This is a genomic window from Aeromicrobium sp. Root236 (genome assembly GCF_001428805.1).
In the GTDB taxonomy this organism is placed as follows: domain Bacteria; phylum Actinomycetota; class Actinomycetes; order Propionibacteriales; family Nocardioidaceae; genus Aeromicrobium.
Window position 1 is genome coordinate 3,806,867 of record NZ_LMIS01000001.1, and the last position, 12,667, is coordinate 3,819,533.

The following is a 12,667-nucleotide window of genomic DNA, read 5'->3' on the forward strand; positions in this document are numbered from 1 at the left end:
GTGACAACCCTCGAGGGGACGCCCAATCCCGAAGCCCCCAACCCGCAGCTGCCGATCGTGCAGAAGCTGCGCATCCGCTACGCCAAGCGCGGCCGGCTGCGGTTCACCAGCCACCGCGACTTCGCCAGGGCCTTCGAGCGGGCGGTCCGACGCGCCGGCATCCCGATCGGGTTCTCCTCCGGATTCACGCCGCATCCCAAGATCTCGTACGCCAACGCGTCACCGACGGGGGCCGCGAGCGAGGCGGAGTACCTCGAGATCGGCATGACCCGGCCGTGCGACCCCGGCGAGGTACGCGAGGCGCTCGACTCCGCGCTCCCTGACGGCCTCGACATCGTCGATGTCGTCGAGGCCAGACCGGGGGCGTTGGCCGATCGTCTGCAGGCGAGCTCGTGGGAGATCGCCCTGCCCGGGGTCAGCCCCGAACACGCCCAGTCAGCGGTCGACGCGTTCCTCGCCACCGACGAGGTGCTCATCGAACGGATGATGAAGCGCGGCCTCCGTACGCTCGACTGCCGCGACGCGGTGCTGGCCCTGTCCGCGCGTTCCGGCGAGTCCCGCAGCGGCCCGTGTGCGATACTGGCTGTGGTTGTACGACACGACACACCGTCGATACGGCCAGACGACGTTCTCGCCGGACTCCGATCCAGCGGTGGCCTCGAGCTCGAGCAGACGCCCATCGCGACTCGCTTGGCCCAGGGCCCTCTGGACTCAGAGACCGGCACGGTGGGCGATCCATTTGCCTTCGACCGCGACGCATCCTGACAGGTGTCGACCGCGGCGGTGAATGTGGGAGCTGATGTGACAGACCAAAGTTCGCCGTCAACTCCCCGGCGCGTGGCGCTGGGGTTGACCGAAGGCTTCAGGCCCGCTTGCCGGGCCGCAGACGTGCCCAGGCCGATCTCGATCGGCCACGGGCGAAGGAGAGCACATGCTCGACGACAACGAAACACCGGCTGAATCCACCACCGAAGCACCGCCCGCACGACGCAGGGCCGCCGGCCGGCCCGCAGGACCGCCCGCCGCAGTCAGCTTCTCCGCTCCTGCAGCGGCCCCCCGGACCAAGGCCAAGGCGAACGCTAAGGACGAGAGGGCTGACGACGAGTCGCCCTCCGAGCGGCCGGTCAAGAAGGCACCCGCCAAGAAGGCGGCCGCAGCCAAGGACGAGCAGCCGGCGGCCGACGAGGCTGCAGCGCCAGCCAAGAGGACTGCCAAGAAGTCGGCGGCCAAGGCAGCCGACGCCAAGCCTGAGGCCGAGGAGACGACTCCGGTCTCGGCGACCGCGGCGATGTTCAAGGCACCCGAGCCCGGCCTGGCCCCGGCGCGGCCCAAGCCCGCACAGGTCGATGTCGACAACGACTCCGACGACGAGGACGACGACGACCCCGACGCGCCCAAGCGCCGCCGCCGCAGCCGTGGCGGCCGCCGTCGTCGCAAGGGTGACAGCGAGGGCGACGAGGCGTCGAACGACAACGACTCCGATGCTGACGACGACTCCGAGGACGACGGCAACGGCGGCACCCGTCGTCGCCGCCGCCGGGCTCGCGCCGGCGAAGGCGCCGACGTCTCACCCGACGATCCCGAGAACACCGTCGTCCGCGTCCGCAACGGCCGCAGCGCCGAGGACGAGATCACCGGCGTCGCCGGGTCGACCCGTCTCGAGGCCAAGAAGCAGCGCCGCCGCGAAGGCCGCGAGGCCGGCCGTCGCCGGGCCCCGATCGTCTCCGAAGCCGAGTTCCTCGCCCGCCGCGAGTCGGTCAAGCGCGAGATGGTCGTGCGCCAGCGCGACGACTACACGCAGATCGCCGTGATCGAGGACAACGTCCTCGTCGAGCACTACGTCGCTCGCGAGTCACAGATCTCGATCATCGGCAACGTCTACCTCGGCAAGGTCCAGAACGTCCTGCCGAGCATGGAGGCGGCCTTCGTCGACATCGGCGCGGGCCGCAACGCCGTGCTCTACGCCGGTGAGGTGGACTGGACGACCTTCGGCAACGGCAAGCAGCGCAAGATCGAGGACGCGCTCAAGCCCGGCCAGACGATCCTCGTCCAGGTCACCAAGGACCCGATCGGCCAGAAGGGCGCACGCCTCACGAGCCAGGTCAGCCTGCCGGGCCGCTTCCTGGTCCTCGTGCCGGGCGGCCAGACCAGCGGGATCTCCCGCAAGCTGCCCGAGAACGAGCGCGCGCGGCTCAAGACCCTCCTCAAGGAGGTCCTCCCGGACGACACGGGCGTCATCGTGCGCACCGCCGCCGAGGGAGCGACCGAGGACCAGCTGACCCGCGACGTCACGGGGCTCACGGCACGCTGGGAGGACATCCAGCGCAAGGTCGAGGCCGGCAAGTCGCCCGACCTGCTCTACTCCGAGCCCGACCTCATGATCAAGGTCGTCCGCGACCTGTTCAACGAGGACTTCCACGGTCTCGTCGTCGAGGGCGACGACGCCTGGGACATGATCAAGGGCTACATCGACCACGTCGCGCCCGATCTCGCCGAGCGAGTCAAGCGCTGGGAGCACCCCGAGGGGCAGGACGCGTTCACGGCCTACCGGCTCGACGAGCAGATCCACAAGGCGCTCGATCGCAAGGTGTTCCTCCCGTCGGGCGGCTCGCTGGTCATCGACCGCACCGAGGCCATGACGGTCGTCGACGTCAACACCGGCAAGTACACCGGCTCCGGGGGCAACCTCGAGGAGACCGTGACCAAGAACAACCTCGAAGCCGCCGAGGAGGTCGTGCGCCAGCTCCGGCTGCGTGACATCGGCGGCATCATCGTCGTCGACTTCATCGACATGGTGCTCGAGAGCAACCGCGACCTCGTGCTGCGTCGTCTGGTCGAGTGCCTCGGCCGCGACCGTACGCGCCACCAGGTCGCCGAGGTGACGTCGCTGGGCCTCGTCCAGATGACCCGCAAGCGCATCGGCACGGGCCTGCTCGAGTCGTTCAGCCACGAGTGCGAGCACTGCCACGGCCGTGGCGTCCTGATCCAGGACGCGCCGGTCGAGCCCAAGAAGGACGAGCAGCGTCGCGGCGGGCGAGGTGCGCGCGGCGGTGGTGGCGGCAACGGCGGTGGCGGCAACAGCGGCGGCGGAAACGGCGGCGGAGGCCGTGGCAACGGCAACCAGGGCGGCGCCAAGGGCGGCGGCAGCGACTCGGCCAAGGACGACTCGGGCCGCAACGACTCTGGCCGCAACGACTCGGGCCGCTCCAACCGCAACGACAAGCCCAAGAGCGACTCGGCGAGCAGCGAGCCGGCCAAGGACGATGCCGTCCAGGATTCCTCTGCTGAGGCGACGACGCCGGACCCCAAGCCGGTTGACAGCGCACCCGCAGAGACGCCGGCACCCGACCGTACGCCCGACGTCGAGGCTGCGGCCCCGGCCAAGAAGGCGACCCGCAAGCGGGGCTCGGCCTCCAAACCGGCGGGTCCTCCGCCGGCCGTCGAGCCGGCGTCCGGACAGGTCGCGAACACAGCTTCTGAGCCTTCTGACCAGGCGGGGGACGCCCCCGTTTTGACCAGCGAGGGTCAGGCTCCGTAAACTAGTCCTTCGGTGCGCTCTGCGTGCCGTTCTCGCGCGTGCCGCTTCCCGAGCGGTCGTGCCCCAAGAGTTGAAACGAGTGAGGAATCCCGTGGTGTACGCAATCGTCCGCAGTGGCGGCAACCAGCAGAAGGTAGCCGTCGGCGACGTCATCCAGATCGACAAGGTCGCACAGGCCGAGGGCGAGACGCTGTCCCTTCCCGCGGTGCTGTTCGTCGACGGCGACACCGTCACGGCTGACGCTGACTCGCTCGCCAAGATCACGGTGACCGCCGAGGTCCTGGGCCTCTCCAAGGGTCCCAAGATCGTGATCCAGAAGTACAAGAACAAGACCGGCTACAAGAAGCGTCAGGGTCACCGTCAGAAGTACACCCAGGTGAAGATCACCGGGATCAAGAAGTAGGGGACTGAGCACATGGCACACAAAAAGGGCGCAGCCTCCACCAAGAACGGCCGCGATTCCAACTCACAGCGCCTCGGCGTCAAGCGCTTCGGCGGTCAGCTGGTCAACGCCGGCGAGATCATCGTCCGCCAGCGCGGCACGCACTTCCACCCCGGCACCAACGTCGGCCGTGGCGGTGACGACACGCTCTTCGCGCTCTCCGCAGGTGCGGTCGAGTTCGGACGTCGTCGTGGCCGCAAGGTCGTCAACATCGTCCCCGGCGTCCCGGCGGAGTAACACGAGCGAACACTCTCTTTGAAGGGGCAGTCCGCAGCTGCGGGCTGCCCCTTCGTCCCATTTGGCGGCCCTGACCGGGCCCACACGAAAGGAGCGGCCGGTGGCTGTCCCCAGCTTCGTCGACAAGGTCACGCTCCACGTCTCGGCCGGCTCCGGCGGTGACGGTGTGGCCTCGGTCCACCGCGAGAAGTTCAAGCCCCTCGGCGGTCCCGACGGCGGCAACGGCGGGCACGGCGGCGACGTCATCCTGCGCGTCGCGGCCGACGTGACGACCCTCGTCGACTACCACCACGAGCCGCACCGCAAGGCCACCAATGGTGCGCCCGGTGCCGGCAGCAACCGCAGCGGCAGCAACGGCGAGGACCTCGTGCTGCGCGTGCCTGAGGGCACCGTCGTACGCAGCGAGGACGGCGAGGTGCTGGCCGACCTCGTCGGACCCGGCACCGAGCTGGTCATCGCCGCCGGCGGCCGCGGCGGTCTCGGCAACGCCGCTCTCGCCTCGTCCAAGCGCAAGGCCCCCGGTTTCGCGCTCAAGGGCGAGCCCGGCGACGAGCTGACGTTCACGCTCGAGCTCAAGGTCGTCGCCGACATCGGCCTGGTGGGCTTCCCCAGTGCCGGCAAGTCCAGCCTCATCGCAGCCCTGTCGCGGGCCCGGCCCAAGATCGCCGACTACCCGTTCACGACCCTGGTGCCCAACCTCGGTGTCGTCTCGGCGGGCTCCACGACCTTCACGGTCGCGGACGTTCCCGGCCTCATCGAAGGCGCCAGCGAGGGTCGCGGCCTCGGCCATGACTTCCTCCGCCACGTCGAGCGGTGCGCCGCGCTGGTGCACGTCATCGACTGCGCGACGGTCGATCCCGGTCGCGATCCGTTGACCGACCTCGACATCATCGAGGCCGAGCTCACCAAGTACGCCGAGTCGACCGGCAGCGACCTCAGCGACCGTCCTCGCCTCGTGGCGCTCAACAAGACCGACGTCCCCGATGCCAAGGAGATCGCCGGCTTCGTCCGCGCCGATCTCGAGGCGCGCGGGCTGGAGGTCTTCGACGTCTCCGCTGCGAGCCACGCGGGCCTGCGCGAGCTGTCGTTCGCGATGGCCGAGATCGTCGCCTCACGTCGTGCCGCCACACCGGTGGCCGAGGTCACCCGCATCGTGCTGCGGCCCAAGGCCGAGGCCGGCGTCGGCCGCGAGTTCACGATCACGCAGCGCGACGGTCAGTGGGTCGTACGCGGCGACAAGCCCAAGCGCTGGGTACGCCAGACCGACTTCAGCAACGACGAGGCCGTCGGCTTCCTCGCCGACCGGCTCAACCGCCTCGGCGTCGAGGACGAGCTGCTCAAGCTCGGCGCCAAGGCCGGCGACGACGTCATCATCGGCGACGAGAACGACGCCGTCATGTTCGACTTCGATCCCCAGATCCCGGCGGGCGCCGAGGTCCTGGGCCGTCGAGGCGAGGACCTGCGCATCGACCAGTCCGACCGACGCACCAACGTGCAGCGCCGCGAGGAGCTCGCCGCGCGGCGGGCGTACGAGGCCGAGAAGCGCGAGGCCCGCGCTGAGGGCCGTGAGCCCGGCTGGGACTTCCCCGAGGACGATCCGTCCCTCATCGATGACCCTGCGGACGGTGAGCTCGACGACGAGGACCCGCGCTGATGAGCCGGATCGTCGTCAAGGTCGGCTCGTCGTCGCTCAGCTCGGCTGAGGGCGGCCTCGACGGCCAACGCGTCGACGCCCTGGTCGACGCCCTGGCTGCCGGCCGTGAGCGGGGCGACGAGATCGTCCTCGTCAGCTCCGGCGCCATCGCGGCCGGGCTCGCTCCGCTGTCGCTGCCGCGCCGTCCCCGTGACCTCGCGACCCAGCAGGCCGCCGCGAGCGTGGGCCAGGGCGCGCTGATCGCCCGTTACGCCCAGCGGTTCGCCCAGCACGGTCTCGTGGTCGGCCAGGTGCTGCTCACCGCCGACGACGTGACCCGCCGCAGCCACTACCGCAACGCCTATCAGACGTTCGCGCGCCTGCTCGAGCTCGGCGTAGTGCCGATCGTCAATGAGAACGACACCGTGGCGACCAGCGAGATCCGTTTCGGCGACAACGACCGGCTCGCGGCCCTCGTCTCGCACCTGGTCCACGCAGACCTCCTCGTCCTGCTCTCGGACGTCGACGGTCTCTACGACGGCGACCCCCGCCGCGAGGGTGCCGCCATCGTGTCCGACGTGCACGGCGAGGCCGACATCGCTGAGCTCGACATCGTCCGCCCGAGCGCGTCGGCGATCGGCACCGGAGGCATGGTCACCAAGATCGAGGCAGCCCGCATCGCGACGGGCGCCGGGATCCCGGTCGTCCTCACCGCCGCTCCTCGGGCCGCGGCGGCGCTCGAGGGCCAGCCCGTCGGCACGCGGTTCCACCCGACGGGCCGCCGACGGCCGACCCGGCTCCTGTGGCTCGCCCACGCCAGCAACACCAAGGGCGCCGTGCACCTCGACGCCGGTGCTGTACGCGCGCTCACGGTCCGCAAGGCGTCGCTGCTCCCGGCGGGCATCACCGGTGTCACGGGCACGTTCGTGGCCGGCGATCCCGTCGACCTGGTCGGCCCCGACGCCGTGGTGATCGCCCGCGGCATCGTCAACTACGACAGCGCCGAGCTGCCCTCGCTGCTCGGCCGGTCGACGCGCGACCTGGCCGCCGAGCTCGGTGCCGAGTACGAGCGCGAGGTCGTGCACCGCGACGACATGATGGTGATCTGACGATGACTTCTAGGATTGGCGCATGAAGGAGCAGGTCCACACCGCAGCACGGCGGGCCAGGGTCGCCGCCGCGACGCTTGCCGTGACCCCGCGGGCCGGCAAGGACGCAGCGCTGCACGCCATGGCCGACGCGCTGGTCGCCGGCACCGCCCCGATCGTCGCCGCCAACGACCTCGACGTCGAGGCGGCCCGTGCTGCCGGCACCGGGGAGAACGTCATCGACCGGCTGCGCCTCGATCCCGCACGCGTGGCGGCGTTCGCCGACGGGCTCCGCGACATCGCCGCGCTGCCGGACCCGGTGGGCGAGGTCGTACGTGGCGCGACCCTGGCCAACGGACTGCGCATGCAGCAGATCCGGGTCCCGATGGGCGTCATCGGCATGATCTACGAAGGCCGCCCCAACGTGACCGCCGACGCCGCCGGGATCTGCCTCAAGGCCGGCAGCGCCGTGCTGCTTCGCGGCTCGTCGTCTGCGGCGCGCTCCAACGCGGCGATCGTCGAGATCATGCGCAGCGCCCTCGAGACCGCAGGACTGCCCGCAGATGCGATCCAGGGGATCCCCGCGGACGACCGCTCGTCGGCGACGCACCTGATGCAGGCACGCGGTCTCGTCGACCTCGTGATCCCGCGTGGCGGTGCGGGCCTGATCCGGGCCGTCGTCGAGGAGTCGACCGTGCCGGTCATCGAGACCGGCGTGGGCAACTGCCACGTCTATGTCGACGCCGACGCCGACCTCGACATGGCGCTCGACATCGTGCTCAACTCCAAGACCCAGCGCACCAGCGTGTGCAACGCGGCGGAGTCGCTGCTGGTGCACAAGGCCGTCGCCGACGAGTTCGTGCCTCGGGTCGTGTCCGCGCTGCAGGACGCCGGCGTCACGATCCACGGCGACGAGTCGTTCTGCGCCGTCCAGCCCGACATCGTGCCGGCGACCGACGAGGACTACGCCGCCGAGTACCTCTCCCTCGACATCTCCGCACGCGTCGTCGACTCGATCGAGGACGCGATCGCGCACATCCGTACGTACTCGTCAGGGCACACCGAGGCGATCGTCACGTCCTCGCTCGTCGCCTCGTCGCGGTTCACAGCCGGCGTCGACTCGGCTGCCGTGATGGTCAACGCCTCGACCCGGTTCACCGACGGCGGCGAGTTCGGCTTCGGCGCCGAGATCGGCATCTCGACCCAGAAGCTGCACGCGCGTGGCCCGATGGGCCTGACCGAGATGACGACGACCACCTACGTCGTCACCGGCGACGGACACGTGCGATAGATTGGCGCCATGTTCTCGAACCTCGTGACGGCTGAAGAGCCCCTGCGTGACATCGGCATCGACCCCTACGCGGTCGGCGCGATCGCCCTGGCGATCCTGATCGTCCTGATGCTCGCGCTGCTGTCCTTCGGCAAGGGTCGCGAGCACTCCTGAAAGGCATGACCCGCCGCGAGGGCAATGACCGCCGACGCGTCGGCATCATGGGCGGCACGTTCGACCCGATCCACCACGGCCACCTGGTCGCGGCGAGCGAGGTCCAGTCGTGGTTCGACCTCGACGAGGTCATCTTCGTGCCCACCGGCGAGCCCTGGCAGAAGGCCGACCGCGACGTGTCGCCGGCCGAGCACCGCTACCTCATGACGGTCATCGCCACGGCCGCCAATCCGCGCTTCGAGGTCAGCCGGGTCGACATCGACCGCAACGGCCCGACCTACACGATCGACACGCTGCGTGAGCTGACGGCGCTGCACCCCGACTCCGACCTCTACTTCATCACCGGTGCGGACGCGATGGCGGCGTTGCTCACCTGGCAGGACCACGAAGAGCTGTTCGAGCTCGCGCACTTCGTCGGCTGCACGCGTCCGGGCCACGAGCTCACCGACGTGACGCTCGAGGGGCTGCCCCGTGATCGCATCACCCTGGTCGAGATCCCCGCCCTCACGATCTCGTCGACGGACTGCCGTCACCGGGTCGAGAGCGGTGAGCCGGTCTGGTACCTCGTGCCGGACGGCGTCGTCCAGTACATCGGCAAGCACGACCTCTATCGGAAGGCCTCATGACCGCGACAGAACGCGCCGTCGAGCTGACCCAGGCGGCAGCAGCAGCGGCCGAGGACAAGCTGGCGCAGGACATCATCGCGTTCGACGTGTCCGAGCTGCTGGCGATCACGGACGTCTTCCTGCTGTGCTCGGCGTCCAGCCCGCGGCAGGTCCGCGCAGTCCAGGACGCCGTCGAGGAGCGCATGATCGAGCTCGGCGCCAAGGCCGTACGCCGCGAGGGCGAGCGCGAGGGCCGCTGGGTCCTGCTCGACTTCGCCGACGTCGTGGTGCACATCCAGCACCAGGACGAGCGGGTGTTCTACGCCCTCGAGCGGCTGTGGAGCGACTGTCCCACGGTCCCGTTGACATGACGACCCGCCAGGTCATCCTCTGGCGGCACGGTCGTACGGCGTGGAACGTCGAGGGACGCGTGCAGGGCCAGAGCGACATCCCGCTCGACGAGGTCGGCGTCACGCAGGCCAAGGCCGCCGCCGCACGCCTGGCTGCGCTCAAGCCCGATCGGATCGTCAGCTCTGATCTCGTACGCGCTGCGGACACCGCGCGGACGCTCGGAGACCTGACCGGCACGACCGTCGAGCTCGACCCGCGCCTCCGCGAGCTCAACTTCGGCGAGCGTGAGGGCCTCACCTGGCGGGAGGCCTGGGCGAGGTTCCCTGACGGCATGAAGGCCTGGGTCGAGGGCGACGAGACCCAGATCCCCGGCAGCGAGACGCATCGCCAGGCGGGGGAGCGGTTCGCCGCAGCCCTGCACGACCTGCTCGAGGACCTGCCGGCCGACGGCGTCATGGTCGTCGTGGCACACGGGGCGGTCCTGCGCACGGGCGCCTGCGCGTTCCTCGACATCCCCGAGGCGCACTGGTCGACGTTCGGTGGCCTCGGCAACTGTGCGTGGTCCGTGCTCGAGGAGTCACGTCACAAGGACTGGTTCCAGTGGCGGCTCACGGAGTGGAACGCAGGAACGCTGCCAGAGCCCGTGATGTCCGACGACGAGTGACCCGGTTTGGGCATGAGCAGGGTCAACGGCTAACATTGGCGAGGCCCAACACACGGGCCACAGCGGGGCATTGGCGCAGTTGGTAGCGCGCTTCCATGGCATGGAAGAGGTCAGGAGTTCGAATCTCCTATGCTCCACAAGATCACGAGGCCCGAGCGAACTTTGCTCGGGCCTCGTGGCTTGTGTCCCGGTACGCCCCTTCGCACTCCGGAGGGGCGTTCGTGCGTCGCGAGTCGGTTGTGTGCACCGACGCCCTAGGCTGGTCCTCGCCCACGTCCCACCAGGAAGGCCCCGTCACCCGTGCTCGCCCGCATCAGTCTCGGCATCGCCGCCATGATGGCCGGGGTGATCATCGTTGCCGCGTACGTGAACGACCGCGAGAGCGAGGGCAGCCTGATCCCCGTGGCCACGGGGGAGAAGGCACCAGCAGGGTTGGCCCGGTTCTACGACCAGAAGCTCGACTGGACGCCCTGCGAGCGATCGCTGTGCACCTGGGTACGCGTGCCGCTCGACTACGACAAGCCCGCCGGCTCGTCGATCCGCCTCAGAGTCAAGCTGCGTCCGGCGGCATCGGGCAAGGCCGAGGGCAAGGTGTTCATCAACCCCGGTGGCCCGGGCGGCTCGGGCGTCGGCTTCGTCAACACGTTCGCCTCCCTGACGTCCAAGGACCTGCTGGAGAAGCGCGACATCGTCGGCTTCGACCCACGCGGGGTGGGGCAGAGCGACCCGGTGACGTGCGAGACCGACGAGTCGTTCGACAAGCTGATCGCCCTGGATCCCGATCCCGACACGCTCAAGCTCGTCGACAAGCTGGGCAACGGCTTCCGCAAGCTCGGCAAGGCGTGCGTCAAGAACTCCGGAGCCCTCGCGTCGCACGTCTCGACCGAGGAGGCCGCGCGCGACCTCGACGTGCTGCGCGCGCTGATGGGGGAGAAGAAGCTCGACTACTACGGCGCGTCCTACGGCACGCAGCTCGGCGCGACGTACGCCGACCTGTTCCCGAAACGTGCGGGCGCCATGATCCTCGACGGCGCGGTGGATCCCTCGCGCAGCAAGGAGCGTCAGGGGTTCGACCAGGCCAAGAGCTTCCAGCGGGAGCTCAAGGCGTACATCGCCGCCTGCCTCGAGGACGGCGACTGCCCCTTGGGCGAGGACCAGAAGGCCGCCAACGACAACATCCTCGAGCTGCTCGGTGCGCTCGAGGAGAAGCCGATCAAGACGCGCTTCGACCGCGAGCTGACCGAGGGCGCCGCGATCTACGGCATCGCCTACGCCATGTACGACCCCGACAGCTGGAACGTCCTGACGACCGGTCTCGTACGGGCGGGGTTCGGCGACGGCAGCATCCTGCTGACGCTCAGCGACCAGTACTACGGGCGGCGGCAGGACGGCACCTACCGCGACAACAGCGCACAGGCCTTCTTCGCGATCCGCTGCCTGGACTTCCCCAAGGCCCCGGGTGACGGGGACATCGCGCGGCTGCTGCCGGACTATCACGACGCGTCAGGGGTCTTCGGCGGCGTCATGGCGTGGTCTGCTGCCGAGTGCCAGGACTGGCCGGCGAAGTCCAAGCACCCGCAGCGCGCCGTCCACGCCGAGGGCGCAGGTCCCATCGTCGTGATCGGCTCCACCCGCGATCCGGCAACGCCCTACGCATGGTCCAAGGCGTTGGCGAAGGACCTGTCCTCCGGGATCCTCGTGACGCGCAAGGGCGACGGCCACACCGGCTACGGCGTCGGCAACTCGTGCATCGACGGTGTCGTCAACCGCTATCTCCTGTTCCACGAGCAGCCCACCGGGGCGGTGACGTGCGATGACACGGAGTGAGGGCGGCGCGCGCCGTGCGCCCAAACGGCGCAGCGAACCTGTCGGCCCGCACACTAGAGCGATGAGGACCCGACTGAGGCTCGCGCTGCTCGCGACGTTCGTCATCGGCCTCGTGCTCTCGGGCCTGGGCAGCGTCGTGGCCAAGTCTCCCGAGCAGCGGGACCAGATCAACGCAGCGGACCGCGTGGCGCAACGCTTCGAGGCGGACGTCGATGACTACGTGACGTCGGCGGCGGAGAAGATCAAGAGCAAGCACGACGCCGACCAGGACGGCTACCCGGCGCTGCTCAAGGTCGTGCAGGCGCAGATCGCGGACGCGCCGCGGCTGCGACCGGGCCGCACCACGGCGTACGGGCGCGAGCACAGCAACGCGTTCAAGGACGCCGACAACCACCGCGCCTCCGCACTCGCGCCGTTGAAGGACCTCGAGACCTATCTGCGGACACAGGCCATCCCGAACTCGAAGTTCATCGCGGCCGGCAAGAAGCTCGTCGCGTTGCGGCCCGGGACCCTTCTCGGCGACGAGCCCGTGGTCAACGGAGATCCGCTCCGCAAGCGCGTCCTCCCGGCGTACGAGAAGGCGCGCGACCGCATGAAGGACCAGGAAGCGCCCAAGGGTGCCGAGCTGTTGCGCCTCGACCTCATGACGTACGCCAACGACATCATCTCGATGACCAAGGACGGCGCCAAGAAGATCGACGAGCAGAAGGCGTTCTACTTCCAGCTCGGTGACCGCCCCGTCGAGCTGTTCAAGCGCCTGGCAGCCATGGAGACAGCCATTCAGGTGCAGGTGACCCAACAGGTCGAGATCGTCGCAGCTGCGCAATAACCTCCGGGC

At 69.5% G+C, this 12,667-nt stretch carries 13 protein-coding genes and 1 tRNA gene; all 14 read left to right on the forward strand.

What is annotated here, in order from left to right; genetic code table 11:
- The 14 genes from ASE12_RS19090 (at window position 1) to ASE12_RS19150 (ending at window position 12,658) form a co-directional block, all read left to right on the forward strand.
- A complete protein-coding gene (locus tag ASE12_RS19090) occupies window positions 1-765 on the forward strand; it encodes a TIGR03936 family radical SAM-associated protein (protein ID WP_200955054.1) in 765 nt (254 codons plus the stop codon).
- Window positions 766-931: 166 nt separating this feature from the next.
- Complete coding sequence (locus tag ASE12_RS19095) at window positions 932-3,538, forward strand: Rne/Rng family ribonuclease (protein ID WP_056404225.1); 2,607 nt, start codon at window positions 932-934, stop codon at window positions 3,536-3,538.
- A gap of 94 nt (window positions 3,539-3,632) precedes the next feature.
- Complete coding sequence (gene rplU / locus ASE12_RS19100; protein ID WP_056215701.1) at window positions 3,633-3,941, forward strand: 50S ribosomal protein L21; 309 nt, start codon at window positions 3,633-3,635, stop codon at window positions 3,939-3,941.
- Between the two features lie 12 nt (window positions 3,942-3,953).
- The gene (gene rpmA, locus ASE12_RS19105) at window positions 3,954-4,217 is read left to right on the forward strand and encodes a 50S ribosomal protein L27 (RefSeq protein WP_056404227.1); all 264 of its coding nucleotides are present in this window, start codon (window positions 3,954-3,956) and stop codon (window positions 4,215-4,217) included.
- A gap of 100 nt (window positions 4,218-4,317) precedes the next feature.
- Window positions 4,318-5,871 carry a GTPase ObgE gene (gene obgE / locus ASE12_RS19110; protein WP_056404229.1) on the forward strand — a complete coding sequence of 518 codons (1,554 nt, stop codon included), beginning with the start codon at window positions 4,318-4,320 and terminating at the stop codon, window positions 5,869-5,871.
- Window positions 5,871-6,959, forward strand: coding sequence for a glutamate 5-kinase (gene proB / locus ASE12_RS19115; RefSeq protein WP_056404231.1), 1,089 nt, complete (start codon window positions 5,871-5,873; stop codon window positions 6,957-6,959). The genes obgE and proB overlap by 1 nt, the downstream gene beginning before the upstream one ends.
- Window positions 6,960-6,981: 22 nt before the next feature.
- The gene (locus ASE12_RS19120) at window positions 6,982-8,229 is read left to right on the forward strand and encodes a glutamate-5-semialdehyde dehydrogenase (protein ID WP_056404233.1); all 1,248 of its coding nucleotides are present in this window, start codon (window positions 6,982-6,984) and stop codon (window positions 8,227-8,229) included.
- A 9-nt stretch (window positions 8,230-8,238) separates the two neighbouring features.
- Window positions 8,239-8,382: a hypothetical protein gene (locus tag ASE12_RS20435; RefSeq protein WP_200955055.1), complete on the forward strand. Its 144-nt coding sequence runs from the start codon at window positions 8,239-8,241 to the stop codon at window positions 8,380-8,382.
- A 5-nt stretch (window positions 8,383-8,387) separates the two neighbouring features.
- Window positions 8,388-9,008, forward strand: coding sequence for a nicotinate-nucleotide adenylyltransferase (gene nadD / locus ASE12_RS19125; RefSeq protein ID WP_082582406.1), 621 nt, complete (start codon window positions 8,388-8,390; stop codon window positions 9,006-9,008).
- Window positions 9,005-9,358: a ribosome silencing factor gene (gene rsfS / locus ASE12_RS19130; protein WP_056404235.1), complete on the forward strand. Its 354-nt coding sequence runs from the start codon at window positions 9,005-9,007 to the stop codon at window positions 9,356-9,358. Before nadD ends, rsfS begins: the two co-directional genes overlap by 4 nt.
- Window positions 9,355-10,002, forward strand: a complete 648-nt coding sequence (locus ASE12_RS19135) for a histidine phosphatase family protein (protein WP_056404237.1) — start codon at window positions 9,355-9,357, stop codon at window positions 10,000-10,002. Before rsfS ends, ASE12_RS19135 begins: the two co-directional genes overlap by 4 nt.
- A 64-nt stretch (window positions 10,003-10,066) precedes the next feature.
- Window positions 10,067-10,139: transfer RNA gene (locus tag ASE12_RS19140), tRNA-Ala, on the forward strand.
- Between the two features lie 163 nt (window positions 10,140-10,302).
- Complete coding sequence (locus tag ASE12_RS19145) at window positions 10,303-11,829, forward strand: alpha/beta hydrolase (protein ID WP_056404240.1); 1,527 nt, start codon at window positions 10,303-10,305, stop codon at window positions 11,827-11,829.
- Between the two features lie 61 nt (window positions 11,830-11,890).
- Window positions 11,891-12,658, forward strand: a complete 768-nt coding sequence (locus ASE12_RS19150; RefSeq protein WP_056404243.1) for a hypothetical protein — start codon at window positions 11,891-11,893, stop codon at window positions 12,656-12,658.
- Window positions 12,659-12,667 lie beyond the last annotated feature (9 nt).